The organism is Paenibacillus sp. PAMC21692 (assembly GCF_014303795.1).
Classification (GTDB): Bacteria; Bacillota; Bacilli; order Paenibacillales; family Paenibacillaceae; genus Pristimantibacillus; species Pristimantibacillus agaridevorans.
On record NZ_CP060293.1, the window covers coordinates 6,173,654 to 6,190,078 of the forward strand.

General features: G+C 46.5%; 11 protein-coding genes. All 11 read right to left on the reverse strand.

Features of this window, described 5'->3' with window-relative positions; all coding sequences use genetic code 11:
- Positions 1 to 26 precede the first annotated feature (26 nt).
- Positions 27 to 1,145, reverse strand: a complete 1,119-nt coding sequence (locus H7F31_RS25250; protein WP_187101046.1) for a glycoside hydrolase family 88 protein — start codon at positions 1,143 to 1,145, stop codon at positions 27 to 29.
- A 44-nt stretch (positions 1,146 to 1,189) separates the two neighbouring features.
- Positions 1,190 to 2,599 carry a sulfatase family protein gene (locus H7F31_RS25255; protein ID WP_187101047.1) on the reverse strand — a complete coding sequence of 470 codons (1,410 nt, stop codon included), beginning with the start codon at positions 2,597 to 2,599 and terminating at the stop codon, positions 1,190 to 1,192.
- 28 nt (positions 2,600 to 2,627) lie between these two features.
- Positions 2,628 to 4,031 (reverse strand): alpha-L-fucosidase, encoded by a 1,404-nt coding sequence (locus H7F31_RS25260; RefSeq protein WP_187101048.1) that lies wholly within the window; start codon positions 4,029 to 4,031, stop codon positions 2,628 to 2,630.
- A 51-nt stretch (positions 4,032 to 4,082) separates the two neighbouring features.
- A complete protein-coding gene (locus tag H7F31_RS25265) occupies positions 4,083 to 4,961 on the reverse strand; it encodes a carbohydrate ABC transporter permease (protein WP_187101049.1) in 879 nt (292 codons plus the stop codon).
- Positions 4,962 to 4,975: 14 nt separating this feature from the next.
- A complete protein-coding gene (locus H7F31_RS25270) occupies positions 4,976 to 5,890 on the reverse strand; it encodes an ABC transporter permease (protein WP_108993368.1) in 915 nt (304 codons plus the stop codon).
- An 87-nt stretch (positions 5,891 to 5,977) separates the two neighbouring features.
- Positions 5,978 to 7,594 carry an extracellular solute-binding protein gene (locus H7F31_RS25275; RefSeq protein ID WP_187101050.1) on the reverse strand — a complete coding sequence of 539 codons (1,617 nt, stop codon included), beginning with the start codon at positions 7,592 to 7,594 and terminating at the stop codon, positions 5,978 to 5,980.
- A gap of 246 nt (positions 7,595 to 7,840) precedes the next feature.
- A complete protein-coding gene (locus H7F31_RS25280) occupies positions 7,841 to 12,175 on the reverse strand; it encodes a chondroitinase family polysaccharide lyase (RefSeq protein ID WP_187101051.1) in 4,335 nt (1,444 codons plus the stop codon).
- Positions 12,176 to 12,568: 393 nt separating this feature from the next.
- Positions 12,569 to 13,426, reverse strand: a complete 858-nt coding sequence (locus H7F31_RS25285; RefSeq protein ID WP_187101052.1) for a sugar phosphate isomerase/epimerase family protein — start codon at positions 13,424 to 13,426, stop codon at positions 12,569 to 12,571.
- Positions 13,419 to 14,489, reverse strand: a complete 1,071-nt coding sequence (locus H7F31_RS25290) for an oxidoreductase (protein ID WP_187101053.1) — start codon at positions 14,487 to 14,489, stop codon at positions 13,419 to 13,421. The genes H7F31_RS25285 and H7F31_RS25290 overlap by 8 nt, the downstream gene beginning before the upstream one ends.
- Before the next feature lie 48 nt (positions 14,490 to 14,537).
- Entirely contained in the window at positions 14,538 to 15,305 is a 768-nt protein-coding gene (locus H7F31_RS25295) for a sugar phosphate isomerase/epimerase family protein (RefSeq protein WP_187101054.1), read from the reverse strand.
- On the reverse strand, positions 15,305 to 16,366 hold the full coding sequence (locus H7F31_RS25300; RefSeq protein WP_187101055.1) for a Gfo/Idh/MocA family protein: 1,062 nt from the start codon (positions 16,364 to 16,366) through the stop codon (positions 15,305 to 15,307). Before H7F31_RS25300 ends, H7F31_RS25295 begins: the two co-directional genes overlap by 1 nt.
- Positions 16,367 to 16,425 lie beyond the last annotated feature (59 nt).

The following is a 16,425-nucleotide window of genomic DNA, read 5'->3' on the forward strand; positions in this document are numbered from 1 at the left end:
ATAGCCTCGAGCTTACTTTCGCTTTTCTACCAGAAAAGCTCTGTCTGTCCGCGCAGTTTCGCTAATGCCTCCACGAAATAATAATCGCCGTAGATCAAGCCGACATCGATATTTTTACCGGCAGGCCAGTGCCCGGTGCCATGAGGCAGAATAGCATCGTCGCTGGAATCCCAGATTGCATAATGATCCACCATCGATTTCAATATACGTCTCGCTGACGTTCCGTATAATCGACCTTCTTCCGCTGGCAGCAGCTCCGCGAGCAGCAGCAGACCGCTTGCCGCGATCGAAGCGGCAGAGGAGTCTCTTGGCGCGCCTTCTTGCGTTGTCAGACGGAAATCCCAATAAGGAACGAGATCTTCTGGCAAATTAGCCAGGAAGAAGTGGGCTACCTTCTCGCTGCCCTGCAAATACTTCTCTTCTTTCGTATACTTGTAGCAAAGCGCCAATCCGTACAGCGCCCATGACGCGCCTCTCGCCCATGCGGATTCCGGAGTAAATCCTTGACCGCCCAATGCCCCAACACGCGCTCCGGTCTCTGGATCGAACTGTACGATGTGATAGACGGAGCCGTCTTCGCGGATAAACTCGCGTAGCACAGTGTCCGCGTGCTCCATGGCTATATGTTTAAATCGCGGATCGTTAATCGTTTCGGAAGCCCAGTACAGCAAGCTCAGGTTCATCATACAATCGATGATCGCCAATCCGCTTCTGCTCTCCCCGTTCCAGGCGCGGATGAAGTTGCCACGGACATTAAACCGGCCTGCAAGCCATGCCGCCACCTTCAATGCGCGCAGCCTTGACTCCTCGCTCCCCGTCAACTTATAATTAGCAACCGAGGTCAGACTCCACATAAAGCCGACATCGTGGTGAAGATTCGTAAATTCGTCGATACATGCGTCCATTGCGCTCTCGCAAGCCACGGCAATCCGTTTCAGCTCCTCATTGCCCGTATCGCGGTAAACAAGCCACAAAAGTCCGGGCCAAAAGCCAGAGGTCCAAAAACTAGGATCCGTACAATCATACTTGCCTTCCTTGGATACATGCGGAAATCCAGCACCTATGATCGGGCTCGTTTGATCGATTTTTTCAACCATCTTGCTCCATGCTTCGTCCACCCATTCTTCTTTCGGATGTTCACCCATTTGTCTGTCTCTCCTTCGAATGACTTAGCGATTTCGGAAGCTTCCTAGCTCCTAACCAATCCCTTACCAACTTCTCCTACAGCCGGTCCTCGATGCATCCTATAGCCAACCTCATGACTTCTCCACCGCAAATCATCCTCCAACTCTTTCCAGTTCAACTCCATAAAATTATCTTTTGTCTTTTCGATATGCTCTTCCAGAAGTTTGCGGTGTCTATCCATCTGTTTGGCATATGCAGCATGCTTTGCTACATTTTTCGTTTCATAGGGATCCAATACAAGATCAAACAGTTCCTCACCGTCGTTGATATAATGCGTATATTTATAGCCTTCTGTCCGGACCATCCTGCCGGGACTTATAGATAAATCCCATTCTGAATACCATTGACCAATAATATATTCACGGTCAAGCAAACCTTGCTCCGTAATGAGCGGCATTAGATTTTCCCCGCGCAGCGTTGCCGGCTGTTCAATCCCAGCGTAGGAACAAAGGGTCGGGAATAGATCCAGCAAGCTCGTCAGAGCATGTTCCTGACGTGAAGACTGGTTGCGGTATTCGGGAAAATTGAAAATAAACGGTACGCGGTTCGTTTCTTCGTAAAAATCCACATCCTTTGTTACCTTGCCATGACATGCCATGCTGTCTCCATGGTCTGCCATAAAAACAATAAGCGTATCCTCATACTTGCCTGATTTCTCAAGCGCGTCCAAAACTAAACCGATTTCCGCATCCACTCTATGAATATAGTGGTAGTAGGCCGCCAGATAATGCCTGAAGCTTTCGCTGCTCCACTCCGATGTCTGAGCCTGACGAGTATGTGAACAACAAATATACTTGACGGCATCCGGTCTGTTCTCGATATCATCAAACTCGAAATTTGGCGGCAGAGGCGGCAACGGACTGCCTGGATCCACATCATCATGCAGCCCTTTGTTTTTACCTGTCCAGGAGCATATATCATGGGGGTTCACAAAATCTGCAATCATAAGGAACGGCTTATCGGAATGTTTATTTTTTTCTAAATATTCAACGGTTTTCTCCGTCGTAAAACGATCTCTCTCGGTATCTTTGGACACCGGCCATGCCAGTGTCCCTTCCACCTCCGACTCTCCCTCCTCTTCACACCAAAAGCCCTTTAATGCTCCGGCTGCATGGGTTTTTCCAAAATGAACCGTATCATATCCCGCTTGATTGAACACCTCTCCTATCGTTGGGAGATCTTCAGGAATAGCATACTTTTTAATATTGGACAAAACGCCCGTCTCATGGGGATAAACTCCGCTCCAGAAAGAGGCTCGTGCGGGCATACATAAAGGAACTGGAGTGTAGCATCGGTCGAAGGCTACGGCCCCATTCGCAATTCTGTCAATATTCGGAGTTTCTGCAATCCCGCCGTAAACAGGAAGCGCCTTCCAGGAAAGCTGATCGGAGACAATAATCAGTATGTTTCTCATTGCGAATCTCCTCCTCTTGTGCTCAAACTTAACTGATACGGAATACGTGCGCGATCGGCGCTGGAGCAGAACGATCAGAATCAGGGAGCCGAACGATGATCCCATTTTCCGTGCGGCGATATTCCAGATTTTCTTGTCCGCCTACCAGATCAATGCGCTCGAAGTCTTGCGTGAATTGAAGGAGTACTTCCTCTTCGACAGTCTCACTCTCGTCTTTATACAAGTAGAAAGCATAGATCGTATCGCCTTTTCTCGTAAAATAGCCATGTTCCGCCGAATAGGGCTCGCAAATACGCGTTCCGTAAATGGCTTCCCCATAAACCTTCAACCATTCGCCCATGGACTTGATTCGGGAAATGGCGGTTTTCGGCAGCCTTCCGTCAGGCTGCGGGCCGACGTTGAGAGCCAAATTGCCGCCCTTCGCTACAACTTCGATAAGCAAATGAATCAACTGCCGCACGGATTTATATTCATGCTCGGTTTCATAGCGGTAAGACCAACCCGCACCCATCGTGATACAGCTTTCCCACGGTACATCCATAGCCACATCCGGCACCGTCTGCTCGGGAGTGATCACGTTCTCATACGGTCCGCCGACGCCGCGGTCTGCCGTCAGGAGCCAAGGTTGGATTTCTCGGGCTTTCTCCACGACTTCACCCAGTCTAATGTCCTCGCCTCTGCTTTCCCTGACCCAGCCCCCGTCGAGCCAGAGCATATCAATGCGACCGTAGCGAGTCATCAGCTCCATAATTTGCTCGTGGGTAAACCGCACGAACTGCTCCCATAGCTCAGGGTAATCCTCCGCTTGATAAGAAGCCGCTCGAGACATCTCGGTTCCGCTCTTCATACCTGGCGCCCAGTAGTATGGCGTGTGCCAATCGGGCTTCGAGAAGTAAGTTGAGATTCCTAAGCCTTTCGCACGGAAGGCATCGAACAGCTGCTTGCAAACATCGGCATACTTATGGGTATGGAATGGACAATCCGGCCCCGTAATGCTGTAATCTGTCGTATGAGTATCCCACATGCAGAAGCCGTCATGATGCTTTGTCGTAAAATTCAGATATTTAAATCCATTCTCCGCAGCCAGTTCGGCCCATAACTCGGGTTGGAATCGAACCGGATAAAACGTTTTATTCAATGCGTAGTATTGCTGCTTGAATTCTTCTGCGTCGACATCCCAATCAATATTAGCACGTGACCAGGATGCATCCCCGTCGCTAAGAGGCCACGAAGATATGACTCCAAGCTGCGAGTAAGGCGCCCAGTGCATCATGAGACCCAGCTTCTGATCTTTGAACCACTCGAGGCGCTCGAGCAGTAGCGGATTCTCGGGCTTTACCCATTGCTCTGCTCTACTGTAGCTATGAACACCTCTTCTTACAATTGTCGCTTGATCCCGTTCTTTTTCTTTTGTGCTATTATTCTGACTCATCGTATCGTCTAACCTCCATGTGGTTTATTCATCATTTATGTTTGGTAACTACTAACCCTTAACAGCTCCAACCAGCGCACCTTTGACAAAATATTTCTGAAGAAACGGATATACAAGAAGAATGGGTACCGTCGCTACCATAATCGTTGCATATTTAATCGTTTCGCCGACAATATTGGTTTGGCCGACGTCCAGACCTGCCGTCATTGCACTCGTATCATTCTGGATCAAAATCTCCCGCAAGATCAGCTGTAGCGGATATTGCGAGCGATCAGCCAGAAAGATCATGGCATTAAACCAAGAATTCCAATGGCTGACGCCATAATACAACGTCATGACCGCAATTACCGGAAGCGATAACGGAAGAATAATACGGAACAGAATGACTACATCGTTCGCTCCGTCTATCCGTGCGGATTCTTCCAGGCTGGCTGGGATCGCTTCGAAAGAGGTCCTCATGATCATCAGATTAAACGTGCTGACCGCGGCAGGAAGGACAAGCGCCCATAACGTATTATTCAAACCGATTCCCTTCACAACCAGGTAGAACGGTATTAATCCACCGCTGAAAAACATCGTAAAAATGATAAACAACGTGATTTGCTTCCTGTACTTTAATTGGCGACGGGACAGCCCGTAAGCTCCGAGTGAAGTTAACAGCAAATTAATTCCGAGGCCGACTACAACATAAGTAATCGTATTGATATATCCCGTCAGTATCATGGGATTTTCAAACACCTTCTGATAAGCAAGCAGTGTAAAACCGAGAGGCTTCCATAACAGGCCGCTATGGGAAAGAATTTCACTAGGCTCGCTCACCGAAGCCATAAATACATACAGGATTGGATAAATGGTTAGTACCATCAAACCTATCAATACCAGATAATTGATCGAATCAAAAAGAGTGCCGCTGAATGTGCGTTTCTCCATGATGTCCCCTCCTCTCACCACAAACTTGTATCATTCAACTTACGGCTTATAGCATTAGCAAGAATAACCAATATGAAATTAATGACGGAATTAAACAACCCTACTGCTGCGCTTAAGCTATAATTGAAATCTTGCAAGCCTATTCGATACACGTAAGAAGAAATAACGTCGGCCGTCTCGTAGGTGATCGGCGAATAGAGCAAAATGATTTTTTCAAAACCGACACTGAGCATTTGACCTAAATTTAAAATGAGCATGATGACAACCGTAGGAAGGATACCCGGGAGTGTAATGTGAATCATCTGACGGAAACGATTGGCTCCATCCATTCTGGCAGCTTCATATTGCTCCATATCAATTCCCGTCAAAGCTGCCAGGTAAATAATCGTCCCCCAGCCAATTTGCTGATAAATTCCGGATGACACAAAAATCGTACGGAACATCTCCGGCTGCAGCAGAAGACTCTCTCCGAGGTTTCTGCCTGAAATCCACTCATACATTAATGTGATAATGCCGCCTGAGCTTGTAAAATCCTTCAGAATTCCACAAATGACGACAAGCGAAATAAAATGCGGCATATACGTAATCGTTTGTACGGTACGCTTAAACACAGCTGATCTCAATTCATTGAGTAACAGTGCCAAAAGAATAGGTGCAGGGAATCCAAACACAAGCTCGTATACGCTTATCAGGATCGTATTCTTTAGAATTCGCCAAAAATAAATCCCATTAAAAAAATCGGTGAAATGACCAAACCCGCTCCAGGGGCTCCCCCATATGCCTACCGCGGGAGTAAAATCCTTAAACGCGATTATAGCGCCATACATCGGACCATAATGGAAAATCGCGTAATACAGCAGGACGGGGGCAATCATTAAATAAATATATTTATTCGTCTTTAGCTCTTTCGCGAATGCTAGCAATCCCATACACTACACCTCTCTCGAATCCATATTTGGAGATGCTGGCAACCTAATCCTTGCGGGAAACCAACATCTCCAGATGAATTCTGTGCATTATCTCTTTAAATAACGGTCATACGCGCTTTGGTAGATGGCAATAACCTTCTCTACTCCAATCGTTTTCAGTTGCTGTTGATACTTCTCGAAATCGTCCAACGATTCTTTGCCCATAATGAATTTCACGAACATTTCTTCCTTATAGCTGTTCAAATCGGTTTCAATTTTGGCAGCTTGTGCGCTTTCCTCAGGTGTCGGTGTAATAAACTTTGGCAGCATGTGCTTGACTGCTTCCGTATCGGACCAGACCTGAGCAGCTTCATCCTGTTGAGGATATGTGTTGGTATTTCGGTGCTTATCCGTAAGGTACGGACCAGCTTGCTTGGAGTACTGGGACAAGATCTGTTGAACGTTAAGATCTTTATTGTTTAATATTAAATCCGTAAATTTCGGCACCTCATTCTCTACCGTGTAGCTTTCGCCCTCGATACCGTAATTGAAGAGCATTTTCCCTTCCTCGCTATAGGCATAATCAAGCCAGCGCGCTGCTGTTTCTACATGCTTGGAGGACGCCGAGATAGCTGCCGAGCCTGAAGGGTTATACTTGAAGTCTCGCTGCCCGATGAATGCCTTCTCTCCTTTATTCAAGACTGGATAAGGAGCTCCCACCAAATCAAATGCAGGATCCTTTGTCTTCATCGTGTCGAGCCAGCGTCCAATGCCTCCTCCTATTAAACCAACTGTGGCTCCAGAAATGCCGGAAGTGATTTTAGTATCAAGGGTTTTCCCGTCGGAATCCGGTATTGCGAAATCTTTATCGATCAGCCCTTCCTGATACCATTTGCGAAGCAGCTCCAGGGCATCCTTAAATTGCGGATCATAGGGGCCGTAATGGACCTTCCCTTGATCGTCGAGATAGAAACCGTTGGAAGTTTGGAATGCCCCGATAAATGTATCTTCCAAATCCCACTTGCCGCCTGCGTATCTCGCGGTAAACGGCGCAGCTACGTTTTTCTTTTCTTTGAAAGCTTTTAGAGTTATATACCATTCGTCAATCGTCGTAGGGACAGGCAAACCTAATTCATCCAGCCAATCCTTGCGTAGTACAGGCCCCTCGTAAACCAGCTGCACAGGAGCCTCCCGTAGCATAGGAAATACATAGTATTGTCCGCTGTCCGTCTTCAGCTGCCTGGCCAGTTCCGGATCCGACTCAATGATCTGTTTCAAATTTGGCGCATATTGATCAATGATGTCATTCAACGGCAGAATGACTTTATCTTTAATCGCCTTCTCCGGTCCTCCCGGATAAGCCGTCCAGGTGTATTCAACAACATCTGGCAGTTCGTTCGATGCAACCATCAAGTTGAACTTCTCTGTCGTTTGCCCCACAGGTGGATGTGTATACGTTACCTTGACGCCAGTTTGTTTCTCAAGCTCCTGTCCAAAGATTGTCTCTGACATGTTCTCAATGTTGACCGACAACAGATTGTTGTTCAGCGTTTGCCATGAAGTAAGTGTCGAACCTGCCTTGAGCGGGTAGCTTACTGTTGCCGGAGCTTGCGTATTATCCGGTATCGATGGCTTCTCCCCCTCGGGAGCGGAGGTGCATCCTGCCGTGAGCATTGCCGCTCCTAACATAATGCTGATTGCCGTACAAAGCTTCTTTTTTGCCATGTTAGTTTCCCCTTCTATTCCATGTAGTGTGATACATGTTCATTATCGATTGGATTTGCTTTTACGTATACTGATAAAACGCAAACTCGACTTGTAAAAGCGGAAAAGGGCGTTGTTAATTCGTAGAGAGCAATTGCAATACATGTGATGTGGAAATAAATCGCCAACTTTGTAGCAACATCCATTTAACGAAGCAACACCCCCGCCGTAAAATCGGCGGGGGATTGTTTTGGGACGATCATAGGGCTAGTTTAACAATGCGTTTGCGTAGCGCAGCAGGTAATCGGCTGCCTCTTTCGTAATATGCTTACCGCTTTGGGCCTGAACATGATGGATGAATGACTGTAACTTATTATGATCCAACATCTTTTGCAGGCTGTTCGTTATTCCTTTGTTATCGATCCAATTGTTGTTTGCAAAACGCTCCACCATTTTTTTCAACCCTGCGATGCTTAACGGTTCAGACACCTCTGTATCATACTCCCCGTATACAGCTACGTTATCAAATACCGCGCGCGCATCCGCGGAAGGCAAGCGTAATCCGATATTTCCGCTGGTGTAGCTGCTGTCCTCCGCTGCCAGCACCTGCACGCCATCGACATAAGCGGTAAAATGGCTGCCATCTGTAACCAAGCGAATTCGATATTTCCGATTCGGATCTACAGGGAATGGCGTGCTGGATAGCTGCACCGCGGATCCAGCAAACTTGTAGAACCTGATCGTATTGTCATAGCTTCTGACATCAAGCAGATAATAATGAGTACTGTCCTGAATTCTAAACACGATGCCTGCTTGCTTATTAAGAACGGTAGCATCCAGGTCCAGGGTATAATTCGTCCATGCAGAGCCTATGTTTGATCTCATCAAGTTGTTATTTGTCAAGGTGAGATCGGCTAGGCCCGGACCCACCGGACCCGTAATAGCGTTGGCCGTATTCTGCCAACCTCCCAAGCCATTCTCCATATCATCCTCTAGCAATATCTCACCGGAAGAAGAAGTCACTCTAATATTATCGAATTTGGCCGAGGCTGTAGCACCAGGCACTCTAAAACCTACATTCCCACTCGTATAGGAACTGTCTGACGCTGTCAACGCCTGAACCCCGTCTACGAACACCGTGAATGTGTGTCCGCTTGCAACAATCTTAATATGATAAGAGCGATTTAGCTCCACGGTAAAATTAGTACTGGCAAGCAAGGTTCCCGATCCTGACATTTTAAACACACTGATCTTATTGTCGTAGTTTCTGATATCGAGCAAATAATAATGACTCAAATCGCTTTGCCCCCGGAATACGAGCCCGCCTTGCCTGCTTTGAACCGTAACATCCGCTTCCAGCGTATAATCCGTCCATTCAGAACCGTCGACGCTTCTCATCGAATTGTTGTTGGTCAGGCTTACATCGGTATTGCGGATATTGGCATTCGTTGTGCCCGTCCACTTCTCCAATCCACCCTCAAAGCCATCGCTGAACATCGATGTCCTTGTCACCAAGTCAACATCGAAGCTTCGGCCGTCCACGCAATCAAAAGCCAATGTAGTGGTATTGGTAGCTAAATCATAACCCACAAGCGTTACACCGGCAGGCGCGGCACCCGGGAACGTCCAATCGCCGTTCAGCTTCGCCAATACCGTCTTGCGTTGACTTGGCGTCTTTAATTGTTCCACCGTTTTGTTGCCAAGCGATGGTGATTTCGCCAGTCGAAGGTCAGGATCCGAGAGACTAAGTACGAAACGGTTATCGGATTTGTTTTTTTCCATCGCCAGCACCGGAGTATCCACGCTTTTCAATACACCATACGTAAGCGGGGTAGTCGGATCGAACAAGGCATAACCAATGACGTTATTCGTATTATGTCTGACAATATGCGCCATATTGTCCTTCCTCAATACCGAATAATCCAAGGCTTGCGCTGCTGCTGCCACTTGCTCGGGCGTCTTTTGGGGGAGAATGACGTATTCATAACCTTGACCAGTCGGCGCCGTTCCGTGGTCAAGCCAAGCTGTTGTATAGTTTCCTTGCGTTTTCTCGTAAGTTCCTGCTTTTTTGGTGTAAGATTCCTGCACCCCTCGCTCGATCCGGAGGCCATTGGCATTCGGAATAATATAGCCATTACCGAACGGATCCACCATCCATACCATTGCATTCGTTGTCGTCGTGCTGCTATAAGGGAACGTATGGGTCGCGTCGGGGGAATTGTTATAGAAAGGCATGACGGTACCGTTCATATTCGATTGGTACAGAGTCGTTTCCGTCCGATTGTCGGTGTCGCTGTTTACGATATCCGATCCCAAGGCAATAATCTCATCTCCGAAATAAAACCACGATTTGTTCGCCCGGAAGCTCTTATCGTAGGCTGTATCATGCATTCTCATGCTGAATACGCCATACTGTCCCTCGCTGCTTACGCCGCCGCCGAACGTTTCGTCCGAATAGGAGCGATGCTTTGCGCTTTCAAGCTCTAGTATCGGGATATGCTTTGTTGTAGTGCCAGGCCAGCGGTTGAAGTCCCAGCCCGCAGAAATATCCAGGCCGCTGCTTTTGTAGCCTCCAGGCAGCATAATCTCCGTGTTTCCATAGCTTAAATAACGGCCGAATGCATTGTTGTTGCCGTCTTTTTCGTAGTCCCAGTTGTATTGATTAAACCCTTTGGTCGTAACTAACCAATTATTTTTTCGGAATAGTGCCACCGCGCCGTAATTATAGTTTTTGAAGCCGAAAGCAGGACTTTGCGCCGATATCCCTTGTTGTGTAAATTGGGCAGCTGCGGATTCCGAGATCTGCAGTTCTCCAAGCGTCGCATTATAAATGATGGAGTTCTCCACCTTGGTAGCAAAATTAGCAGCAATGAGCGGGTCGTTCGGATCCCACAGGTCCAGGAAAATTCCCTTAAGCTCCTCATCTCCGCTTAGCGCGTTGAGCGCATAGGAGATATACTGCGTCTGCAACGTGGAATCGCCTTGCGGAAAACGTCCGGACAGACTATGCGACATCTCGTATTTATTTCCTAAAGAGCGCTGCATGAGTAAAAATTCTTTGATGTTCTTCGTCGTTGCGGCATCCAGCTGAAAGCTGGTGCCGTTGATGAGATAGCGAATTAAAGAGCCGACAAAGATCGCATCCGGAACGTAAGACTTCATATAAAGGCCCTCGTGGTGGTAACCCGTAAAGCCCGGTTTGAGCGTTTCTTGATAGCCAGAGTAAACAGCCAACTCCTTGTCGACAAAATCGAGGAAGCTCTTCATATAACGGACCTTCTCCGGCGAATGATCCATCATAAGAATGTACATCAAATTGTACATGGTTACCGTCCTCATCTCATCCGTGTTCACCAAATCCAGGCTATTAATGTCCAAAGGACGGAAGTCCAAAGCGTCGCCGAACTTGCTGAACCAGCGCAAGGTCGCCATTTCCCTCTCAAATTTGCCCGCTGCCTTTAACTCATCCCTCATCAGGTAGCTAGAATAAGCATAGCCAGACATCCTTAACTTAATGGAGGCCTGGCTACCCATGCCGCTGCCATCAGCCCAGCCCTGATCATGGAAATGATCCAGGAGATCAAAGTATTTTTGTTTGCTTTGCTCATTCCCGTTAAGCTTGTAATCATGGACCAAGGACGTCCAAATCTTCTCAAATTTACTGTGCGACAGTCCATTATACGGGCTTTTGGTGGCGCTCGATTCTTCATCGACAAAGATACCAGGGCCATGCATGACGCCGTTTCCGTCCCTGGTAATGTTGAATGCGTCGTATTCGGCAATATAAGTTGGCAATTTGGCAAGCAAAGCGTCATAACGAGTTTTGACAGGACCGTCAGGCAAATTTGCATAATCCAAATTGTCACCGTAGATGTATGCATCCAAGCGGCTCATGATCGTGTTGAAATCCTGTTCTTGCTGCACCGTTATTTGCGTTTCTTCAGGCAGTGCGGGCTGCTTAAGGGATGCACGATAAGTCTGATTGGACTTGGCATTGCTCATATAAGGAGCCTGGTTATCAGCCGAATACGTATGGTGGATCGTACCGGTAAGCTGAAAATGATCGATGAAGACGTTGGCGGTTGATGGTGTGGGCGGCGCAACAATCTCCATCGTAGTGGGAACTGCGTTGCCGGTGTATGCCGGATTTTTTGCCTCATTGTTCAATTTGATCCAGATCGTCCTCCACCCCGAATAATTCATGTAGAATTTGAACGTATACCGAGGGACGCCCTCCGACAGCTCCGCCCCGGTTCCCAGGTTGAACGTCAGAAATTTGTCGGCCATCGGCTGTTCATTGTACACCCACAATTTCAAGCCCCCGTTACTGCCTATGGCCTCAGACATATTCGGAAGACTGGTCGACTGCAGTTTGCTTCCATTCGACCATGTCCACATCAAAGAATTGGAGCCGGTCTTGGCATGAAGGTTAGAAAGCGCAACAGCGCCGCCTCCTACAGCAGACCAACCTTGAGGGATCGTAGAGTCCTCGAAGGATTCAGGCAGGACTTCATCTGCCGCGCTTAAGGTACCTACCGGAATCAATAAGGAACACAGTAGAGATATGACAAGCAACATGGTTAACCTCTTTGATTTAAACAACACAATTCCTCCTTCTCGCATCTTAATTTTGTGATTGACCATCAACTGTTGGCCCACACTGGTCCACTCCATGAAATGTCAACGCTTTCATTATGTTTTGACGCCTGCTGCCTTGCAAGTGATAAAAACTAAACAACAGTCACAATAAGTGAAATCATAGGGAACAGTTATATACTCAACTTTCGCAGCTTAAATCTATCTGCACATGAGTAAATCCGCCAATCGTAGTCCTTAGCGCATCATTTACGCACCAGTTCGGTACGTTGCTCGAGGTTGCTGAAAAATAAAAAGAGAAAGCGCAAGCAAGCGCCGACCTTAATTGGACGGACACCGACTTTGAGCTTTCTCTCATCAAAGACTGTTTTCATTTACCGTTAGAGATGTTGCGCCAGTTTATTTATGATTTGCAATTGCGTTTACACTATATGCAGTCTTAATCGAGTTCAATCCATACTTCGCCGTCTCTAATGCGCTTCGTCCCGCGTAGCTCTTTTTAAAAAGTTCTAAAGATAGATACCCTCTATATCCGATACTATGCAGTGTCGCCGCGATATGTTGAGTAGGCGCAATGCCTTCTCCCGGGAACAGACGCTCTTCATCGTTTATGTTCAAACGTGATGGCTCGCCCGGGTAGTCATTGACATGAACGATCCCGATTTGGTCAGCTGTAAGGGAGCCCAAAAGTTCATGATTACTCCCTCCTGTATACATATGAAACGGGTCAATGAGCATTTTGCTCATCGGTTGCAGATCAACAATCTGTTTTGCTTGCTCCAGAGTAGATAAATATTCAGCTCTCCCCCAGAACTCAAGGTAAGGCTCGACGCCTGCTTTACGTCCGATTGCCTTTAAGTCCGAGAAGTATTCTGCAATTGCTGCGGCATCTAAATGACTGACATCGCCAAAAGGCGGTGCGGCAATTGCAGGGCATCCAATAGCAGCTAGCATCTCCATTTCTTCTTCTGCTTGACGCAGCCCTTCTTTTCTCGTTTGCAGATCCTGATCACACCATTTAAAAAAAGCTATTGCATTAACAGGCGCAAGTTTCAATCGATCAAGCTCTCGCCTTAGAGAAGACAGTTTCTCTCCGCTGTCTACATATGCTTTTACATCTTTTACCCAAAGTTCAATCCCCTCATAACCGGCCTCGGCAACCAGCTCTATTTGCTGGAGAATATCAAGATTGTACGGGAATAAAGTGGATGTATTAAGGGCGGTTCGAAAAGGGAATATTGTATTTTTTTCAGTCATTGATTTCGTCCCCAATCCGGATTGTACGTTGCTCTCTATGGCTCTTGTAAGCTAATTCGATCAATTGAATCGTCCTTAATGCTTCCTCGGGTTTGACTGCCAATTCTTCCTCTCCAAGTATGTGCTTGTAGACATTATTATAATAAGAAGTATAAGCGCCTGGTTGGGTTTCGACCAATCCCCTTACATGCAAATCCCCTATGGATGTATGAATGGTTCCCCAATTTTTGGGGTCTTCCTTGCCCCAGTTTTTAGAATCGCTTGGACTCTCCCCCGCAATTAATGCAGCCTCTTGCGGATCTATTCCGTACTTGACAAAAGATCCTTTACTACCATGAAGGGTGTATCTTGGACTTGGCTCCCGTACGATCCGGGATGATTTTAGTACAACCTTTAAATTATGGCTATAGCCAAGGGAAACATCGAAGTAGTCATCTGTTATCCCTCCATCTCTAGTAATGCGAATATCGCCGGTTATTGTATCCGGTGTACCAAAAAGCTGTACAGCTTGATCGATGAAATGGCTGCCTAAATCATAAAAAACTCCTGTAGCGGGACCTTTTTTATCACGCCAATTGTCTGATTTCATAACGGGATTAAAACCATCCCAATGGAATTCACAGTCAGATAGTTTGCCTAATAAACCTTGTTCAACGATACTTTTGACGGTCAAAAAGTCTCCATCCCAACGCCTATTATGGAATATGCTTAGTACTTTGTTTCTTTCCTTAGCTAACTCTATTAACTGTATGGCTTCTTGACTTGTAGCCGTAAAAGGCTTTTCGACAACAACATGTTTATCAGCAAGTAAGGCATCTCGCGTAAATTCCACATGATTTGTACTAGGAGTGGTCACAACAATAAGATCTATGGTCGGATCACTGTACAATTCCTCAACGCTGCTTACAACCTCAATCCATGGATATCGCGCCTTGGACAACTGACTTCTGCGTTCCACTACTTTGGACAGTTCTAAACCTGGCACGGATGTAATTACAGGTGCATGAAATGTTTTCCCGGCAAAACCATATCCAATAAGTCCTACTCGAATTTGATTTTTCAAAGGAATCTACTCCCATTGTCATTATTTGTATTGCCATGTAACCCTTCCTTACAGCAAACCTCTCTCCTTCAAGTTTAAATAGCTGACCGTCGCCGTTTCCATTCCAGTAAGGTTACGAAGTTGATCTTGCTCGACTGTCATCCATTCAACCCCGATCTCTTTTGCTGCAGCAATAGATTCCTCAATCTTTACCATGCCTGTACCTACTGCCGTCCACTTGCCGACCTCATCAACTCCGTATACGTCTTTTAAATGAATAGCGGGTACACGACCAGCCATTTTGCGTAGAATATGTGCCGGATCGGCTCCGCCGAGCGTAATCCATGCAACGTCTAATCGAAAATAGACATGACTTGGATCTGTATACTCGGCTAAAATATCTAACGAATAGATGCCATTAAAAACGTTTTGAAATTCATGTGCGTGGTTATGGTAACAAAAACGCAGTCCTTCCGACTTTAATCTGGCGCCAACAGCATTATATAGTTCGGCATCTTGAAGCAATTGCTCCCTCGTGTCCACCACATCCCACCAGAATGTGACATCCTTTGTTTGCAACAAGTGCGCCTCTTTAATGATATGATCCAACTCATTTTGATCGCGCATTTGTTCCTTGTTGATACTGTGAGTTGCGACTTGGAGCCCCAATTGATGAAATCGATCCACGTTTTCTTGTACATGGCCTGTAAGCAAGTACTGACCGCCCTCAATTCCCTCATAGCCAATGTTTGCGATTTGCTGCATGGTTCCCCAGAAATCTTGTTTTGCTTCTTCGTTCACGATACCAATTAAAGCAAGTTTAGGTTTCTTAATCATTATTCCGCACCTCTTCCTTGACCAAATTGGCCGTTCTCTAACATTGTAATAAACGGACTATCTGTTATACCGGTTAGGGGTAATTCTACTCTTGCATGTTGACGCACCGATTCAAAAACAGCAAACGTGATCTCAGAAGCACGGAGTGCCTTTTGGTGGGAAACCTCTGATTCAATCCCCGTTTCCAAACAATCTATTGCATGCTTGACGTATGCCTTCATCTGTTCGGACATGGACGATAAAATCATTTCCGGACTCCAGGAAGGATCCTTGTAGTTGACCCCTCTGATGATTTGGCCATCCCACATCACTTCAATAAATCCTTCCGTGCCATAGAGACGAACTCCAGCCCAAACTTTTGTCATATCATCCGTCGGTTCCCATGTATCTACAGGTCCGCAGTATAAGTTGGCTTGAACGCCATTGGCAAAAACGATATGTCCGGACGCCCCATATTCGGAGGGAACATTAAACCAATTTAGTATACTTGTTGTATCGACTGCGCCTAAAACAGATTTTGCCGGAGTTTCGTTTAAAAAGCTAAGCGCTTGATCAAACGTATGGATCCCGCAATCCAGCAGGTTTTGCGGAGAGTACAGGTCCAATCTGACAAGTTGACCGATTTTCCCTTCATTAAGCAATTGTCGTACTAATTTGTTCCCTTCCGCAAAACGGCGTTGCAAGGAGAAGGTTAACTGGCAGCCCGTCTCTTCTGCAATCCGCGACATCTCCTGACATTCTCCCCAAGTAGGAGACATCGGTTTTTCGCATAACACAGCTTTAACTCCAGCTTCGGCGCAATCACGAAAAACGGAAAGATGCAACGGCGTCCACAAACAAATTAAAACGACATCCGGTTTTTCTTTTTCAAGCATAACTTTATATTCAGTATAAATATTGCCTTGGAATTCAAAATCTGCTTTTAACCTCTCGGCTGACTCCGCAGATAAATCTGAAAACGCCACCACTTCGCATCTGTTATCAGCCTTGATACCAATTGCATGTTCATGTGCCCGTTTCCCGCATCCGATGAAAGCTACTCGATGAACAACTTTACTCATTTAAAGATCGCTCCTTTTTTTTCAAGTCATAATCACAGTCTAAAGCTTTGTTTGCTTCC

Coding starts and splice junctions, on each gene's coding strand:
- H7F31_RS25250 (WP_187101046.1), bottom strand. CDS start 1,145: ATGGGTGAACATCCGAAAGAAGAATGGGTGGACGAAGCATGGAGCAAG.
- H7F31_RS25255 (WP_187101047.1), bottom strand. CDS start 2,599: ATGAGAAACATACTGATTATTGTCTCCGATCAGCTTTCCTGGAAGGCG.
- H7F31_RS25260 (WP_187101048.1), bottom strand. CDS start 4,031: ATGAGTCAGAATAATAGCACAAAAGAAAAAGAACGGGATCAAGCGACA.
- H7F31_RS25265 (WP_187101049.1), bottom strand. CDS start 4,961: ATGGAGAAACGCACATTCAGCGGCACTCTTTTTGATTCGATCAATTAT.
- H7F31_RS25270 (WP_108993368.1), bottom strand. CDS start 5,890: ATGGGATTGCTAGCATTCGCGAAAGAGCTAAAGACGAATAAATATATT.
- H7F31_RS25275 (WP_187101050.1), bottom strand. CDS start 7,594: ATGGCAAAAAAGAAGCTTTGTACGGCAATCAGCATTATGTTAGGAGCG.
- H7F31_RS25285 (WP_187101052.1), bottom strand. CDS start 13,426: ATGACTGAAAAAAATACAATATTCCCTTTTCGAACCGCCCTTAATACA.
- H7F31_RS25295 (WP_187101054.1), bottom strand. CDS start 15,305: ATGATTAAGAAACCTAAACTTGCTTTAATTGGTATCGTGAACGAAGAA.
- H7F31_RS25300 (WP_187101055.1), bottom strand. CDS start 16,366: ATGAGTAAAGTTGTTCATCGAGTAGCTTTCATCGGATGCGGGAAACGG.